Below are 16,131 nucleotides of genomic sequence, written 5' to 3' on the forward strand. Positions count from 1 at the left end.
GCTGCTTCCGAGCCGACGGCAACCGGCGCACTGCACGGCTGTCCGGGAGCGCATGCGCGAAGACCGAAGGGCGTGGCGTCGCGACTGCGCAAGAGTGCCAGCGCTGCCCGCCTATTCCGGCGCGTGTGCAAGTACGAAGGAGAGCGATGCCAGGTGCTCCACCTTGTCGGTCTTGACGGGATCTTCCGGTGGCGTGGCCAGCTGGGCGGTGATGACGTTCAGCCCCTGGTTGCGCACCTTGAGGACGACGCTGCCGTCGGCGCCGCTTTCAATGGGCTTGGCGTCCGGATCGTTGACGAAGTCACCCAGGACCAGGGCGCCCGCGACGGGCTTTCCCTGGTAGAGCACGCGCAAGCGCAAGTCCTGGCCCAGCTTTTCGGGCAGCGTGGAGTCCATCGGGACGATCTGCAGCGTGTGTCCCGGCAGCCGGGGCAAAGGACCGCTGAGCGGGCTGCGCAGATGCACCGCATATTTGAGGTTGTGGCCGCTGGTAAGCGCCCCTGGAACTTCGTTCTTGCCCTTTTTGAGCCACTTGCCTTCCGGCGTCTTGCTCCAAGTGCCGTTGTCGAGCACCGCCGCGACGATGGCGGGCCTCTCCTTCGTGTCGACGATCAGCAGGCGCCCGCTCGCCTCCAGGGCAGTCGGCACAGGATGGCCCGACGCATCGTAGGCGGTGATCGCGGTGATCAAGGGCTGTCGCTTGACCATGTCCAGATCGTCGGCGCCTTCGCCATAGATCAATGCGAGTTCGCCGGAGCGCTGGGCAAACCAGATGCCGTGCGCCTGTGCGGCCGTCGAGGAAAGCACGGCGGCCGTGGCGAGCGCTGCCAGGGCGGCGATTCGGTGCAGTCTGTTCATTGCGTGTCCAATTCCAAAATTCAGGGGGTGAGGCGAAGGCGGGCGCTTCAGAGGTCCAGCGTCAGCCTGGCCACGATGCTGCGTTTGGCGCCCGGAATCACATACAGGTTGAGCCACGAGGCGGTATAGAAATTCCTGTTGAACAGGTTGTGCACGTCCAGCGACACGCGGGTGGTCTTGTTGATCTGCCAGAAGCTCACGAGCTTGACGGTGGTGTAGGCCGGCAGGGCATAGGTGTCGGCGTTGTTGCCCGAACGGTTGCCCACGTAGTTGATGCCTGCCCCGATCCCATAGCGGCTGCCATCGGCCAGGGCATCTTCGCGAATGGCGAACAGGCCGGCGCTTGTCCGCGGGATGTTGGTGATGCGTGTGCCGGGCGCCAGCGTGGCATCTTTCGAAATCCGGGCGTCGATGTAGGCGAAATTCCCGCTCACCCTCCAGTTCTTGTCGATCTGGCCATAGAGGTCGGCCTCGAAGCCGCTGCTCTTGACTTCGCCGGCCGCCACGAAGAACCCCGGCGTATCGCTTGCCGTCAACACGTTCGTCTTCTTGATGTCGAACACCGCCAGATTGGCGCCCAGGCGCTGATCTGGCGTTTGCAGTTTCAAGCCGGCTTCAAGCGCGGTTGAGTGCTGCGGATCGAATGCCCGGCCGTTCTGGTCGGTGCCGCTGTTGCCGCGAAACGATTTGCCGGCGGAGACGTACCAGGAACTCCAGTCATTCGGCAGATAGGTCAGGCCGGCGCGCGGCGAAACGGCATCGTGCTGCTGAGCGCTGTTGCTGTTTACGACGCGATTCTCGATGCTCTGCCGGTAGTGGTCGTAGCGGGCGCCCACCAGCAGCTTCCATCGCGGCGAAAGGCTGATCTGGTCTTGCACGAAAACGGCATTCGCGCGCTGATGCTCGTCCGTGCTGTTGGTCAAGGACGTGAGCGGCGGCCGAGGTCTTCCATACACAGGCTGGTAGATATCGATGGGATAGTTTCCCGAGCGAAGGATCTCGATGTTCATCCACAGCCTGGAGGCTTCCATTCCAATCAGCAGCGTGTGGGCCAGGGGGCCGGTCGTGAACTTCCCTTCCAGTTCCGCCTGAAAAGAGGTGTCGCGCGACGGCAGCTGGCGCCAGGTCGCACGGCGATTTAGTGTCCGGTCGTCGGCTGCGAGGGAAGTCGCTTCGGTGTAGTTGCCGGAAAAGGTGCTTTCCTTGTAGCTGGCACCCATGCGGGCACGCCAGTTCTGCGACAGCTCGCGGTCCAGGGTGAGTTGATGCGTATTGCTGGTGAGCGTCATGTTGCCGTCGCTGGGCTCGTTGAGCACCCGGTCGCGCGGCAGGGTCCCGAGCACGCCGCCAACGTTGATCAGCCCGCGGTCCAGCGGCGTTTTCGAACGCAGGAACTCGGACTCGTAGTTGAGGACTGTCTTGTCGTCGATCACCCACGTCAGCGCCGGCGCGACCAGGGTGCGCCTGTTGCTCAACAGGTCGCTGCGGCTGTCGCCTTCTTCCGCCGCCAGATTCAGGCGGTAGGCAACGTTCCGGCTCAGCGCGCCGGTGCTGTCCAGGGTGCTGCGGCGCAGGCCCTGGCTGCCGATGCTGAAGTCGGCCGTGTTGCGGCGCGCGAACTGCGGCTTTTTCGTGACGATGTTGATGGTGCCGCCCGGCTCGCTGCTGCCGTAGATCGCCGACGCCGGCCCCTTCAGAAATTCGAAGCGCTCCACATTGGCGGTGTCGCGTAGCGGGTTGTAGCCGCGCGATCCGGGAAAACCGTTGACCAGGAATCCCATCTCGGTACTGCTGAAACCGCGAATGCCGAAGTTGTCCCAGGTGCCGCCGAAATCATTGAGGCGTGTGATGCCGCTGACAAAGCTCACCGTGTCCGCCAGGCGCGTCGCACCCAGGTCTTCGATCAGCTGGCTGGACACGATGCGTACCGATTGCGGCACCTCGCGCAGCGGCGTGCTAGTGCGCGTGGCGCCGCTGCTGCTCGTGGGGTTGTAGCTGCCGGAGTCCGGATCTGCGACGACCTGCACCTCGGGCAGCGATGTGCTCGCAGCTGCGGCCGGTTCGCTGCCGGTGCCTTGTGCCGTTGCGAGTGAGGAAAGAGAGGCGAGGGGGAGCAAGGCGAAGGCGATGCGTGACGGCCGAGTACGAAATCCCATGGAGAATTTTTGGTGCGTTTTGAATGGAGTTGTTGAGAATAAATCTCATTCGTTATTGTAGATGCTGCACATGGCGCCTTGGCGAGGCGGCGCGCTCCATGGATGCGCGCCTGCGCGACAGCACGCGCGGCTTCGAGCGCGGTCTCCGCGCCCATGCGACAGGTTTCTCGGGCTCCGCTTCGTGGCTGCGCTTCAACGAAGGTCGATAGATCGATAGTTCGCGGAGGCGGTTCAGTTGTCGTGATGACGCTACACAGATCCGGCTCTGTTCCGAGGACTGAGTATTTACGTCTTACGAACAGGTCGTATGGATTGCCGGCTCGACTGCATCATTCCCAGGTAACAACCTGTGACGAGGATGCGCCATGAGTTCGAGCAGTGCCGCAAGGCAGTTCGCGACAACGAATCCACCGAACAAGAGCGCCCAGTTCGTGGATCTGCATCACCCTGCGGCAGCACGCCCCGGAGGCTTCCTCCCCGGCTTGGTGATTGCGCCGTCAATGGCCTTCCTGGCCGCGGCGAATGTGCGCGGCGCGGGCACTGCGGCAATCGCCGGGCAAGGCCCGTGAACGCCCCGGCGGTCAGCCTCCGGGGAGGTCGTACGGACATTTCCGCGCGTTTCCGGAACTCGTCTGCTCGTCCACAGGCGCGCAGTTCAGCTTTTCGAATTGTCTTCAAAGGTCGTTCAAATGAACCATGTGTTCCACACCATCTGGTCCAACGCGCTGGGTACCTGGGTGGCTGCCTCGGAGCTGGCCAAGCGACATGGCAAGAGCGGCGGGGCCGACAAGCGGCCCCGGACGGCAGCTGCGGTGGAGCGGTTCCCTGCCGCAATGCACGGCCCTTGGGCCTTGCGGCTCGTCGCGCTGGCGGCCTTGCTGGCCCTGTACCCATCGGCGCAGGCCGCGGACAGGTACTGGGACGCCAACAGCAATGCCACCGGCATGGGCGGCGCGGGCACCTGGGACCTGGCGACGAGGACCTGGGACGACGGCACCGTCCAGGACGGCGTGGCCGGACCCTATCTCAGTGGCTGGAACAATGCCGCCCTTGATACCGCGGTCTTCATGGGCACCGCGGGCACGCTGAGCCTGGCTGCGCCGATCGTCGTGGGTGGGCTCACGTTCAACGTTGGCGGCTACACCATCAGCGGCAATACGCTGACCTTGGGCGGCGCGACACCGACGATCACGACGACGAGCGGCACCTCCACCATCAGCTCGGTCGTTGCCGGTTCCGCCGGCCTGATCAAGACAGGGGCGGGGGAGCTGGACCTGACCGGCGCGAACACGTTCACGGGCACCGTCGCGGTCAACCAAGGCACGCTGTACGTCGCCAATGACGCGGCGCTGGGGGCAGCCGGCAATGGCATCACCGCGGCGAGCGGCACCGTCCTGAGTGCAGGCGCTGCGTTGAGCAGCCGCGTCGTCACGCTGACCGGTACCGGCCAGACGACGGTCTACAACGGCGTCCTGTCGTCCCGCTTGACCGGGACCGGCGGTGTCACCAGCAATGCCTCGCCGACCAACACGCTCAACGACTACACCGGCCGGACGATCATCTCGACCTCAGGCAGCATCTCCTTCGGCTCGGTCGCCAATCTGGGCCAGGCCAGTGCGTTCGGCGCACCGACCGACGCCACCTTGGGAACCATCGATCTCAGGGTCGGGCAAGGCAGCGGCAGCAACCAGTACAGCAAGTCCATTTCATACACGGGAGCCGCCGCCACATCCAACCGCAATTGGAGCATCACTCCCGGGATCTACAGTGGTGCCCAGGTCACATTCGTAAACAACGGTTCCGGAATCCTGAACCTGACCGGCAACTTCGTGCTGACCGCCGTCGGGGGAGCCAGCAGCGGGAACGCGGTGAGCTTTTCCGCCGGTACGGCGGACATGCTTCTCTCCGGTGTCATCAGCAGTGGAAGCGCCCGTACGGTGGGCTTCAGCGCGAGTGCCGGGCGCACCCTCACTCTGGGCAATGCCAATACTTTCGGTGGCACCGCCTCCATAAGCGGAGGCGGCATGGTCAAGGCCGGCACGCTGGCGAACAGCGGCACGGCCAGTTCCCTCGGTGCCGGGTCGAACATCAGCATCGGCGGCAACCTCAGCTACACCGGCGGCGCTGCCAGCATCGACCGAACCATCGCAGGCGCCGGCGGCACCTTCCGCAACGACGGCACGGGGGCGTTCACGCTGGCGGGCGCCACCACGCTCAGCAACGGCCTCTGGCTCGGCGGCGACCATACGGCCAGCGACAACACGCTTTCAGGCGCGGTTTCGGGCGCGGGATACCTGGGGAGCAGCGGGCCCGCCACCTGGGTGGTGACCGGCAACAACACCGGGTTCACCGGCACCCTCAACGTGGCCGGCGGCACCTTGCGCGCCGGCAGCGCCACCGCATTCGGTTCCACCATCGGCGGCATCACGGTCAGCGGCGGCACGCTGGACCTCAACGGCTACAGCCAGACCACCGCCAGCTTGAGCGGCACCGGCGGCACGCTGGCCCTTGGCGCCGGCAATCTGACCGTCGATGGCGCGACCAACAGCAGCTTCGGCGGCAGCATCGCCGGTGCCGGCGGCCTGACCAAGCTGGGCATCGGCACGCTCACGCTCACCGGCGCCAATACCTATGTGGGCGCCACGACCATCGGCGGCGGCACGCTGGCGCTGGACTTTTCCAATGCCAGCGCCCCGGCCAGCAACATCATCTCCAGCGCCTCCACCCTCAACCTGCAGGGCGGCACGCTCAGGGTCACCGGCGCGGCCGGCGAAGCCAACGCCCAGGCCTTCAACGGCCTGAACGTGCTCTCCAGCAACAACACGCTGAACGTCGCTCCAGGCACCGGCGGCAGCATGCAGGTCGACCTGGGCGCCGTCACCTACTCGGGCGGCCTGCTCAACTTCGCCTCGGCCGGCACCTTCGGCAGTACCGGCAGCGCCAGGATCACCACCACGCAGGCCGATGGCACGCTGGGCGGCTGGGCCACGATCAACGGGACCGACTATGCCAAGGTCGTGGGCGGCTACATCGTCCCGTTCACCTCGAGCGACTACGTCTACAAGGACAATGCCGCCAACTGGGTCAACGGGGAGATCCTCAGCGACGGCGGCGACACGGGAACCACCACCACGGCGTACTACGGCACCGTGAGCGGCACCAAGCAGATCGGCGGCCTGCAGTACGTCGCGACGCAGGATTCCACCGTCAACATCGGCAGCGGCAATACCCTGGGCGTGGACGGCACCATCGTGGTGTCGTCCAGTGTCGGCGCCGCCACCCAGACCATCACCGGCGGCTCGCTCACCGGCGTCACGGGCGGCGGCACGCTGGGGATAGCGAAGAGCGGCAGCGGCGCCTTCACGGTGGCCTCGACCATCGTCGACAACGGCGGCGCCACCGGCTTCGCCAAGAGCGGCACCGGCACGGTCGTCCTGAGCGGCGCCAACACCTACACCGGCGCCACCACCGTCAGCCAGGGCACCTTGTCCGTGTCCAGCATCGGCAACGGCGGTGCGGCCAGCAGCATCGGCGCCTCGTCGGCCGATTCGTCGAACCTGCTCCTGCAAGGCGCCGCGTTGCGCTACACCGGCACCGGAGACAGCACCGACCGCGGCTTCACCCTTGCCACCAACGGTTCGGTGATCGACAACACCGTCGAGGTGACCAACGCCGGAGCCAACCTGCGTTTCGACGGCCAGGTGGTCAGCCCGGACGGCGCCAACCTGATCGCCAAAGGTCCCGGCACCCTGACCCTGGGCAATACGGCCAACACCTACAGCGGCACCACCACCATCGACGGCGGCACCCTGGCAGTCACCGAACTGGGCAACGGAGGCACGGCCAGCTCGATCGGCACTTCCAGCAGCGCCTCGTCCAGTCTGGTGATGAAGAACGGCGGCACGCTGGCCTACCTGGGCGGCACGACCTCCAGCGACCGCGGCTTCACGCTCGATACGAGCGGCGGCATCGATGTGACGAATGGGGCGGCCACGCTGAGCATGAGCGGTGCCGTCGCCGGCACCCTTGCCGGCGGTACAGGCGGCGCCTTCACCAAGACCGGTGCCGGCACGTTGGTGCTGTCGGGCACCAACACCTACAGCGGTGGCACCACGGTGAGCGCCGGCACGCTGCGTGCGGGGTCGGCGCGCGCCTTCGGCAGTGGACCGATCGCCGTGAACAGCGGGGCCACGCTGGACATCGCGGACATCGCCAACGTCAGGGCCGGGGGGCTTAGCGGCGATGGCACCCTGAATCTGGGCGTCCTGTCCTCGACCCGCTACCTCATCGACGGCAGCAGCTCGGTCTTCGGCGGCATCATCGACGGCGCGGGCGGAGTGACGCTCGCCACGGGCACGCAGACCTTCAGCGGCTGTCAGCACACCTATGCCGGTCCCACCACGATTTCGGGCACGCTCAATATCTCCTGCCTGCCCAACGGCGGCGTGGCCAGCGACGTGGGGATGTCCGGTGCTGCCCCGACCAACCTCGTTCTCTCGGGAGGCACGCTCAACTACCAGGGGGGCACCACCACCACCACCGACCGCGGTTTCACCCTGGCCGCCGGCAGCACGATCAGCGTGCAGAATTCCGCGACCACGCTGACCTTCGCAGGACAGGCGACCGGTGGCGGCGGGCTCGTCAAGTCGGGCGCGGGCACCCTGGTGCTCGGCGGCACCACGAACAACTACACGGGCGGGACGACGGTGTCGGCGGGCATCTTGCGCGCCGGGGCGACCAATGCCTTCGGCACGGCCACCACGGCCGGCGGGATGATCGTGGCCAATGCCGCCGGCGCCATCCTCGACATGAACGGCTTCGACACCACGGTGTCTGCCCTGAGTGGCGGCGGCAGCACGGGCGGCGAAATCCGGCTCACGGACAAGACCTTGACCATCCGCACCGGCGGGGGCGTCAACGCCTGGGATTTCGCCGGCCTCATCAGCGGCACCGGCAATCTCGTCAAGAACGGCGCAAGCAACCAATATCTCTCGGGCTGCGGGAGCACCTATACCGGTACCACCACGATCAACGCCGGCGTGCTGTCGGTGGACTGCCTGGCGAACGGCAACACGGCCAGCGCGATCGGCGCTTCCGACGGCACGGCCGGCAATCTGGTGCTCAATGGCGGCACGCTCGCCTATACGGGCGCCGGCGCCAGCACGGACCGGCAGTTCACGCTGGGAGGCAGTGCGGCCCTCGATGCTTCGGGCACGGGCGCGATCGCCTTCACCAGCACCGCGCCCATCACGCTGACCGGCACCGCCGCGCGTACGCTGACGCTGACCGGTACCCATGCCGGCAGCAACAGCCTGTCTGCGTTGATCGCCGACAGTGGCACCGGCGCGACCTCGCTGAGCAAGACTGGCACCGGTACCTGGATCCTGAGGAATCCCGACAGCACCTACACCGGAGCGACCACGATCAGCGGCGGCGGCGTGCTGGGCGTGGACAAGCTGGCCGATGGCGGTCTGGCCAGCAGCATCGGCGCCTCGGGCAGCGCTGCCAGCAACCTGGTGATCGGCACCGGCAGCACCCTGCGCTACACCGGCGCGGGCGACAGCAGCAACCGCCAGTTCACGCTGCTGTCCGGCAGTACCTTCATCGAATCCTCGGGGACCGGCCCGATCAACCTCAGCAACACCGGGACCGTGACGCTGGCCGGCGCCACCGCGGGAGCCAGCGGCCTCGGCCTCGCGCACGTCGTGAACCTGGGCGGCACCAACACCGACACCAACATCTTCGGCGCCACCCTCACCGATGCCGGCACCGGCAAGACCACCCTGTCAAAGAACGGCACCGGCCTCTGGGTGCTGACCGGCAACAGCACCTTCACCGGCGACAGCATCATCAACCAGGGCAACCTGATGGTGGGCAATGGCGGCACGTCGGGCAACGTCGGCGCCGGCAACGTGTACGTCACCAATTCGGACTCCACGCTGTCGGTCAACCGCAGTGACACCTTCACCCTGGCCGGCACGCTGATCGGCGCCGGAACGCTGGCGCAGGTCGGCGCCGGCACCACGATCCTGACCTCGACCGGCAGCAACATCGGCAACACCACGGTGAGCGCCGGCACCTTGCAGGTCAACGGCGCCCTGACCACGGCGACCGTGGCGATCAACGGAACGTCCGCCCTGACGGTGAACGGCATGGTGCAGGCCAGCGGCCCGGCCCCGACCGCGCTGACCGGCGACGCCGGCGCCAGCACCATCACCGTCAACACCGGTGGCACGTTGCGGGCCAGCGGCGACCTGGGCGCCGGCACGGACACGCTCACCCTGGCCGGCACGCTCAACACCGGCCCCGGCACGCTCAACCTGGGCACCGGCAACGACACGCTGGTGCTCAGCGACGGCGGCACGATCACCGGCGTCGCCAACGCCGGCACCGGTGGCGAAAGCGGCGCCGGCGACACGATGCGGGTGAACAACACTGCCAGCCGCACGCTGGATGGCGCCAGCACCGCCGGCTTCGAGACGCTGATGAAGCAGGGGACCGGCACGCTGACGCTCACCGGCACGCAAAGCTATTCCGCGGGCACCACGGTCCAGGCGGGCACGCTGCTGGTCAACGGCAACCAGACCGGCGCGGGCGGGCCCACCACGGTACAGAGCGGGGCCACGCTGGGCGGCACGGGCACGGTCGCCGGCGACGTGAGCGTCGCCAGCGGCGCTGCGTTGAGTCCGGGGGCTACCGGCGCGGTGGGCGCATTGACCGTCAACGGCAACCTGACCCTGAACGACGGCGCGGCGCTCAACTACCAGTTCGGGCAGGCCAATGTGCCGGGCGGCCCGCTCAACGATCTCACCACGGTGCTCGGCGACCTGACGCTGGACGGCATGCTCAACGTCAACCCGACGTCCGGCGGCAGCTTCACGCCGGGCGTGTATCGCGTCATCAACTACGCCGGCGCCCTGACCAACAACGGCCTGACGATCGGCAGTGCGCCCGCGGGCACCTACGCCGTGCAGACCTCGGTCGCCAACCAGGTGAACCTGGTCAACAGCACCGGCGTCACGCTGAACTTCTGGGATGGCCCCGGCAACCAGAACGACGGCACGATCCAGGGCGGCAACGGCCTGTGGCAAAACGCCGCCGGCGGCGACAACTGGACCGACCAGACGGCCAACATCAATGCGACGTATGCCGATGGCGCCTTCGCCATCTTCGGCGGCACGGCGGGCACCGTCACCGTGGACAACAGCCTCGGTGCCGTCCGCGCGTCGGGCATGCAGTTCACCGTGAATGGCTACACCATCGACGGCGCTCCCCTCACGCTGACCGGCGCGCCTTCGATCATTCGCGTGGGCGACGGCACCGGCGCGGGCGCCGGCATGACCGCCACCATCGACGCCGCGCTGGTCGGCGCGGGCGGGTTGCAGAAATCCGACCTCGGCACGCTGGTGCTCAATGGCGCGAACACCTACACCGGCGGCACGACGGTCTTGGGCGGCACGCTGCAAGTGGCCAGCGATGCCAACCTGGGCGACGCAAGCGGCGGGCTCACGCTGGACGGCGGCGCGCTGCGCAACACGGCGGGATTCGCGTCCGCGCGTACCGTCACGCTCGGCACCAACGGCGGCAGGCTCGATACGCAGGCGGACCTCGCGCTGTCCGGCACGATCGGCGGCGCGGGCTCGTTGACCAAGACCGGCGGCGGCACGCTGACGCTCGCCGGCAGCAACACGTATGCGGGCGGCACGTTCATCAACGGCGGCACGGTTGCGGTCTCGGGCGATGCCAACCTCGGCCATGCGAGCGGCGCGCTCTCGCTCGACGGCGGCACGCTGCAGAGCACGGCCGCCCTGACGTCGGCACGGGCGGTCACGCTGAATGCGGGCGGCGGCACCTTCCAGACCACCGGCGACCTCACGCTGACCGGCGCGGTCGGCGGCTCCGGCGCGCTGACCAAGACCGATGCCGCCACCCTGGTGCTCGCGGCGAACAACACCTATGCCGGTGGCACCACGATCTCGGCGGGCACGCTGCAACTGGGCGATGGCGGCACCACGGGTTCCATCGTGGGCAATGTCGCCAACAACGGCACGCTCGCCTTCGACCGCTCGAATACGTACAGCTTCGGCGGCACGATCTCCGGCAGCGGTGGCGTCACGCAGCAAGGCACCGGCATCACGGTGCTGACCGGCAACAACAGCTATGCCGGAAGCACCGCCGTCAATGCCGGCACCCTGATCGTCAATGGCAACCAGGCGGCGGCTGCCGGAGCCACGTCGGTGGCAGCCGGCGCCACGCTGGGCGGCGCCGGCACGATCGGCGGCGACGTGTCGGTGGCCGACGGCGCCACGCTCAGCCCGGGCAACCTCGGCAGCGTGCCGGGCACGCTGACCGTCAACGGGAACCTGGTGCTGGGCAATGCCTCCACGCTGAGCTACAACTTCGGCCAGGCCAACGTGATCGGCGGCGCCTACAACGACCTGACCAAGGTGGCAGGCGACCTCACGCTGGGCGGTACCCTGAACGTCACGACCACGCCGGGCGCCACGTTCGACCCCGGCATCTATCGCGTCATCAGCTACGGCGGCACGCTGACCAACAACGGTCTTGTCGCCGGCACGATGCCTTCGCCGAGTTTCTACGTGCAGACCTCGGTGAACAACCAGGTGAACCTGGTGAACGCAGCCGGGTTGCCGGTGAACTTCTGGGACGGTCCCGGCAACCAGAACGACGGTGTCATCCAGGGTGGCGCCGGCGTCTGGCAGAACGCCACGGGCAATGGCAACTGGACAGTGGGCGACGGCGGTGTCAATGCGCCGTTCCAGGACGCCAGCTTCGCCGTCTTCGCCGCTGCGCCGGGGACGGTCACGGTCGACAACAGCCTAGGCGCGGTCAGGAACGGCGGCATGCAGTTTGCCGTGGACGGCTACACGATCCAGGGCGACCCGATCACGCTGGCCGGCGCGCCCAACATCCTGCGCGTGGGCGATGGCACGGCCGACGGCGCGGCCATGACCGCGACGATCGCCTCCGCGCTGACCGGCACGGGCGGCGTGCAGAAGACGGACCTGGGCACGCTGGTGCTGACCGGCGCCAACACCTACGGCGGCGGCACGACCATCACGGCAGGCACGCTGCAGCTGGGAGACGGCGGAACCGGCGGTTCGATCATCGGCGATGTGGCCAACGGCAGCGCGCTCGTCTTCAACCGCTCGGACAGCACGACGTTCAGCGGCGCCATCTCCGGCAGCGGCAGCGTCACGCAGGCGGGTGCCGGCACCACCGTGCTCACCGGCACCAACGCGTACCTCGGCACCACGACCGTGCAGGCGGGCATCTTGCTCGTCAACGGCGATCAGTCCGGCGCGACCGGCCTCACCACCGTCCAGGGTGGCGCCACCCTGGGTGGCACGGGCACGGTCGGTGGCGACGTGGCGATCGCGAGCGGCGCCACGCTGAGCCCGGGTGGTACGAGTGCCGCCGGCACGCTGACCGTCAATGGCAGTCTGTCGCTGGACAGTGGCTCGACGCTGAACTACCGGTTCGGCCAGGCCGGCACGGTGGGAGGGGCCCTGAACGATCTCACGGTGGTGCACGGCAATCTTGCGCTGGCCGGGACGCTCAACGTCAGCGCGGCGCCGGGCGGCAGCTTCGGGCCGGGCGTGTATCGCATCTTCAGCTACGACGGCGCCCTGACCGACAACGGTCTCGCACTTGGCACGGTTCCCGCGGGCGACCTGTTCGTGCAGACGTCGATCGCGCAGCAGGTGAACCTGGTGAACACCACCGGTCTCACGCTGAACTTCTGGGATGGCGCGAACGCCCAGGGCAACGGTGTGGTCAACGGCGGCGACGGCACCTGGCGCCTTGCCGACAACGACCGCTGGACCGAGGCCAGCGGCGCGGTGAATGCGCCGTACTCCAACGGCGCCTTCACCGTCATGGCCGGTACGCCGGGCACCGTGACGATCGACAACGGCAACGGCCAGGTCGAGGCGTCGGGCCTGCAGTTCGCGGTCGATGGCTATCGGGTCACGGGCGGCACGCTGGCCCTGGTGGGCAGCACGCCGACCCTTCGCGTGGGCGATGGCACCGCCGCCGGCGCCGACATGACGGCCACCATCGACGCGGCGCTTGCTGGCACCGGTGCGTTGACCAAAACCGATCTGGGCACGCTGGTGCTGAACGGCAGCAACACCTACACCGGCACCACCACCGTGGAAGCCGGCACGCTCGCCGTCAATGGCGTGCTCGGCGGCAGCACCAATGTGCTCGCGGCAGGCCGCCTGAAGGGCTCGGGCACGATCGGCAGCACGACGGTGGCCGGCACCATCGCCCCCGGCAACTCGATCGGCACCCTCACGGTCAGCGGCAACTACACGCAAGCACCCGGCTCCACCTACGAAGTCGAAGTGGACCCGGGCTCCAATGCCTCGGACCTGATCCATGCCACCGGCACTGCCAGCATCGGCAGCGGCGCGCGCCTGAACGTGGTGCGCATCCACAGCGGCGCCTACACCATGGGCAACCGCTATCGGGTGCTCACCGCCGATGGCGGCCTCACCGGCACCTACAGCCTGGCCGGCGACACCAGCACGGCCTTCGTGCAGCTGGTCGACAGCTATGACGCCAACAACGTCTATCTGAATGCCGAGAAGGTGCGCAGCTTCACGGAGGTGGCAGGCACGCCCAACCAGGTGGCCGTGGCCACGGCGCTGGACAGCCTGCCGCAGAGCAATGGTCTTGCCAATGCGGTGGCCTTCCTGCCCAGCGACTTCGCTGCGCGCGATGCACTGAACCAACTGTCGGTGGACATCCACGCCTCCAACAAGACCGCGCTGCTGGAAGACAGCCGCTTCGTGCGCGAGGCCGCCATCGAGCGGCTACGCACCGCCGCCTGCGCGCCCGGCAGCGCGCCGCAGCAGCCGGCGCAGCCGCCACAGGAGGGAAGCGAACGTGACGGCTGCACGCCTGCGGACAACCAGGCACGCACCGCCTGGGGCCAGGTCTTCGGTTCCTGGGGCCACATCGACGGCAACGGCAATGCCGCCAAGCTCGAGCGCGACATCGGCGGCTTCGTCGTCGGTGCCGACACCGGAGTGGGCGGCGGCTGGCGCGTGGGGGCCCTGGGCGGCTACAGCCGCGCGAGCGCCGACACCGAGGCGCGCAACAGCAGCGCCAAGACCGACAGCTACCACCTGGGCGCCTACGGCGGCACCCAATGGGGCGCCACCGCGCTGCGCCTGGGCGCCAACCACAGCTGGCACAAGACCGAGACCAGCCGCTCGGTGGCCTTCGCGGGCTTTGCCGACACCCTCTCGGCCGACTACGACAGCACCACCACGCAGCTCTTCGGCGAGGCGGGCCACCGCATCGATGCGGGCCGCGTGGCGCTGGAGCCCTTCGCGCGCCTGGCCCACGTGCGCGTGAAGAGCGACGCCTTCCTCGAGCGCGGCGGCCTGGCCGCGCTCTACGGCGAAGGCGGCAGCGTCGATGCCACCTTCACCACGCTGGGCCTGCGCGCCAGCACCCAGATCGGCAGCGCCACGCGGCTGCGCGGCATGCTGGGCTGGCGCCATGCCTTCGGCGACACCACGCCCACCAGCACGCATGCGTTCGCGGGCAGCATCCCGTTCACGCTCGAAGGCGTGCCGCTGGCGAAGAACGTGGCGGTGCTGGAGGCGGGCGTGGAGACGCAGCTGCGGCCGAACCTGATGCTGGGGGCCTCCTATTCAGGCCAGTTCGGCAACGGGCTCAAGGACCACGGGTTCAAGGTCAACCTGAACTGGGCGTTCTGAGCGGCAACTGCCTCGAACCTGGCGCCAGCGAAAAAAGAAGCCCACCCACCGTGGACTCCTCGCGCTGGCGCTGGACAGCGCCCCTCTGGTGGCCTTGTCTGTCGCACTCGACTTGTCGGAAGAAGCGCTGCGCACAGCCAGGCGCAGAGGACGTCTGGCGCCCCTTCCTGCGCCCAGCCTGGGCAGCGGACTGACAGGGCTGGCCCGGGCGGCCGCACGGGCATCGACAGGAGGCGCGGCGATGCCACGGCCGTAGGCGCACCGGCGCGAGCTGGGCGCTGAGGGGAACGGATCCCAGGGGGCCGCTGGAATTCTCAAGCATTGTCAATTCGATTGTCGGGTGCAGATGCCCCCGCTACATCGTGGCCCTGCATGCGAGCGACCCAGCTTTGAGCGTCGCGCGCTGTGGCCTTTTGCGTCGCGCGATTTCGGAATCCCAACTGCTGAACCAGGCTGGCTCACCTGGAGTGGTAGCGAACCCGCGTGGGCAAGCCAATGTGCCCCTCTAGCGTAAGTTTTGGCGTAAGAAGTTGCGCTGCCTCGCCACCGTCCTGATGGATGGTGAGACGACCCCCACTCGACCCGAGACAGCATGGATCCAGATATTCCACACCTGTGGTCGAACGCGCCACCAGAAGCGCCAGCCGCGACCCGCAGGGCCCTGATTCGGCGGCCGATGGCCGCAGTCAGTTCGTCGCGGGGCGATGGACGCGCTTGCCCGTGCGGTCGCGCACCTGCCGGAATCGGCGGCGGCTCGCTCGTCGGGAACGGAGAGGAGGGCGGACCATCAGCCCCGACTGTGCGTCTGAGGGACGCGCTGCACCACTACCCAAACTGATAGTTGCGGAACACTGGATATTGGATGCGTCCAGAAACTGTCCAATATCGCCCCCCAAAGAAGAAGGATTTCGCTGCCAATTTTCGGCCTGCAGCGCTCGAGCCTGCCGCAGCAGCGCCCTGGCTCTTTTCGACAACGGGACCTTATGGTCCCGCCCCGCCTTCATCCGCTCGCCGGGGACGGTCCAGTGGGTTAGATGAGCGTCGAACTCCGACCAGCGCGCACCCCTCACCTCGCCAGAGCGTGCGGCGTCGCTGTGCTGGCCCGCACCTTCGACATCAGCTCCCCCACCTGGCTGTACGGGCACGAGCTGTGATGCTCGACCTTGCGAGCCCGGTCGTTGGCCCCGAGCGCCAACTTCGCTTGTGTCCAGAACTCGCCATCCACGCCCGAGCAATAGTCCTTGGCGGCGCCATAGTTGATGACAGTGCGAATCCGCTGAAACACCGGCTGGCAGTCTCCGCCTTGGTCTTCCAGATCGGAGCCAACGCCTTGATCACTTCGGCCTCTCCGCCAGCCAGAT

General features: G+C 67.8%; 3 protein-coding genes. 1 reads left to right on the top strand and 2 read right to left on the bottom strand.

Annotated elements, in window-relative coordinates; genetic code table 11:
* Positions 1-111: 111 nt before the first annotated feature.
* Positions 112-858 carry a DUF4198 domain-containing protein gene (locus EJI01_RS18310; protein WP_126838550.1) on the bottom strand — a complete coding sequence of 249 codons (747 nt, stop codon included), beginning with the start codon at positions 856-858 and terminating at the stop codon, positions 112-114.
* A 47-nt stretch (positions 859-905) separates the two neighbouring features.
* Positions 906-3,014: a TonB-dependent siderophore receptor gene (locus EJI01_RS18315; RefSeq protein ID WP_126838551.1), complete on the bottom strand. Its 2,109-nt coding sequence runs from the start codon at positions 3,012-3,014 to the stop codon at positions 906-908.
* Positions 3,015-3,703: 689 nt separating this feature from the next.
* Here EJI01_RS18315 and EJI01_RS29610 point away from each other — a divergent pair.
* On the top strand, positions 3,704-14,770 hold the full coding sequence (locus tag EJI01_RS29610) for an autotransporter-associated beta strand repeat-containing protein (protein ID WP_126838552.1): 11,067 nt from the start codon (positions 3,704-3,706) through the stop codon (positions 14,768-14,770).
* Positions 14,771-16,131 lie beyond the last annotated feature (1,361 nt).

This window comes from Variovorax sp. MHTC-1 (genome assembly GCF_003984645.1).
In the GTDB taxonomy this organism is placed as follows: domain Bacteria; phylum Pseudomonadota; class Gammaproteobacteria; order Burkholderiales; family Burkholderiaceae_C; genus Variovorax.